The sequence below is a fragment of the uncultured Microbacterium sp. genome, assembly GCF_963521695.1.
Taxonomy (GTDB): Bacteria; Actinomycetota; Actinomycetes; order Actinomycetales; family Microbacteriaceae; genus Microbacterium.
Genome location: NZ_CAUQWC010000347.1, coordinates 1 through 2,575, shown reverse-complemented (window position 1 = coordinate 2,575; position 2,575 = coordinate 1). Strand labels below are relative to the sequence as shown.

Here is a 2,575-nt window from a genome sequence, read left to right as displayed (position 1 = left end):
GACCGCGGCCTCGGTCTCGGCGGGTGTCCCCCCGGCGCGACCGGCGACGAGCCCGGCGACGAATGCGCTCAACGGCGCGGCGGGACGAGCGACGCCGTTCGCCACATCGCGCGCGAGGTCGAGGATCAGCGAGATCGGGATGTCGCCCTCGGCCAGACCGAAGCGCTCGGCGAGCGCCGCGCTCCAGTCGTTGAGCGCCTCAGGCGGCAGGGTGCGTGATTCTGTCATGACTCCTCCTCGGGCCTTCGTGAAATCGTCCCACGTCCGTTGCGGCACCCTCGCACCTCGAGCCGCACGTGCACAACCGCGGGCCGCGCCGTCAACACGCCGCGCCTCGCAGCGCGGCACCGGCGTGTCGCCCCAGAGACCCGCGGTTGTGCACCGTGGCGGGCGTCAGCGTTCCCGCGCCGCCTCGAGATCGTCCCACGTGTCGACGTCGCGCGTGAGGGCCGGATCGGCGGGGACCGTCACCACGTTCAGCCCGCCCAGCAGCGCCCGCATCGGCGCATCGCGTCCCGCGCCGGACAGAGTGGATGCCGCTGCCCGCAGCGCCGCGGTGCGATACCGGCCGATCAGCCACTGGCGCCGCCCGTCGTCGAGGCACGCGCCGTCAATCCCCGCCGGCAGCCCGTCGGGCAGGAGCAACACCGCCGGCCCCGCGGTCGCCAGATCGCTCGCGACGACGAAGACATCCTCGGCATCCACTGCGGGAAGGGCCGCGATGATCCCCGCGACCGGCCCTCCGAAGGGCGGGTCTTCGCGCACCCAGGTCGCGTCGAGGCCCGCGTCGAGCACGGGCGCCGCAACGATGACGCGCCTCGCCCCCCGCGCGCGTACGGCACTGACGGCCGCGCCCAGGAGCGTCGAACCGTTCACCTCGAAGAGGGGCTTCACCGCGCCGCCCACGCGTGACCCGCGGCCGCCCGCGAGCACGATCGCGTCGACACTCACCACAGCGCGACCGTCACGCTGTCGCCGGCGGCGAGCGCGACGTCGCTCGGTGGGATGACGGCGAGAGCATCGGCTTCACCGAACCCCCGGGTTCCCCGCGGCGTGGGGGTCGCGCGCCAGCGTGCGGGATCGCGGCGATCGAGGGTGACCGGCACGTATTGCACGTGTTCGGGGCGTGCGCGCCACCCCTCGGTCAGCTCGACGCGCAGCTGGGGACGACCGAGTTCGGCGTCGCCCTCGAGAGCGCGCAGGGCCGGTCGCACGAACAGCTCGAACGACACCGCGGCGCTGACCGGATTGCCCGGCAGGCCGAACAGCAGAGTGCCCGCGCCGGTTCGTCCGAAGCCCTGCGGCTTGCCGGGCTGCATGCGCACGCGGTCGAAGCGCATGAGGTCGCCGAGGGTGTTCTTCACGACCTCGTAGGCGCCCGCGCTCACCCCGCCCGAGAACACCACGACGTCGGCTCCGGCGGCCTCGGCCCTCTCGATGGCCCGGCGTGGCCCTTCGCCGTCGTCGCCGACGCTCGTGCGGAGCACCACGTCGGCATCGGCCTCCTCGGCGAGGCCGGCGAGCAGGACGCTGTTCGACTCGGGGATCTGCCCGCGGGTGAGGGGTGCGCCGGGCGCGACGAGCTCCGACCCGGTCGACACGACGGCGACCCGGGGGGCGCGCGAGACCGAGACGATGCCGACACCGGATGCCGCGATCGCACCGATCCGAGCGGCGGTCAGCCGCACGCCCGCGTCGGCGACGAGTCCACCGGCACGCACGTCGGAACCGCGGCGGCGGATGTGCATCCCGGGCGCGCGCGGCGCGGTCACGACGGTCACCGGTTCGAGGCCCCCGCCGAGGCCGTGCAGCGTGTCTTCGAAGGGCACGACAGCCTTCGCATCGGTCGGCACGGGCGCGCCGGTCATGATGCGCGCGGCCTCCCCGCTACGCAGCGCCGGATCGAGATCGGTGCCCGCGGGCAGGTCGGCGACCACGCGGAGGACGCCGGGGTGCACGAGGTCGCGCACCGCGAAGCCGTCCATCGCCGACGCGTCGAAGCCGGGCACGTCGACCGCGGCGCGCACGGACTGCCGCAGCACCCGTCCGCGCGCCGTCGCGGTGTCGCGCGGCTCTGGAGCGAGCGGCTCGACCGCCGAGAGCACCCCGGCGAGATGGTCGGCGACGCCGATCACGCGTCGGTCCGGGTGGGAAAGAGGGGCATGTGCTCAGCGTAGGCGCGCGTTCGGCGGTCGACGCAGTGCGGGATCGCGTCGCCGCCCTCGCGAGAGGGGCATAACCCCATCGCCGCTGGGTGCGAGGCGACACCGATGGGGGCACGACCCGGCGGGTGGCGGCGAGGCGAGAAGAGCTCGACGCTTCGGGTGACGAGGGGGAGGGCCCGACGTTTCGGGTGACGAGGGGAGGGCCCGACGTTTCGGGTGACAAGGGGAGGAGATGCGGCGAGCGGAGGACGCGAGAGCGATCCCGCATCCTCCCCTCCCCGTATCTCCTCCGCTCAGCACCGCCGCCGCCCCGTACCGACACCGCCGCGCACCACCACCGCCCCTACGCACCGCACCACCACCGCCCCGCACCCCCTCCGCTCCGCTCCGCACCACCACCGCCCCGCACC

General features: G+C 74.6%; 3 protein-coding genes. All 3 read right to left on the bottom strand.

The annotated features are described in order from the left end of the window. The coding region (locus RWP81_RS16205) for a DUF6457 domain-containing protein (RefSeq protein ID WP_314457849.1) at nt 1-228 on the bottom strand (228 nt) is incomplete at its 3' end. Nucleotides 229-393: 165 nt separating this feature from the next. Then, entirely contained in the window at nt 394-954 is a 561-nt protein-coding gene (locus tag RWP81_RS16200) for a molybdenum cofactor guanylyltransferase (protein ID WP_314457847.1), read from the bottom strand. After that, nucleotides 948-2,135 (bottom strand): gephyrin-like molybdotransferase Glp, encoded by a 1,188-nt coding sequence (glp, locus tag RWP81_RS16195; protein ID WP_314457845.1) that lies wholly within the window; start codon nt 2,133-2,135, stop codon nt 948-950. The genes RWP81_RS16200 and glp overlap by 7 nt, the downstream gene beginning before the upstream one ends. Between the last annotated feature and the right edge of the window lie 440 nt (nt 2,136-2,575).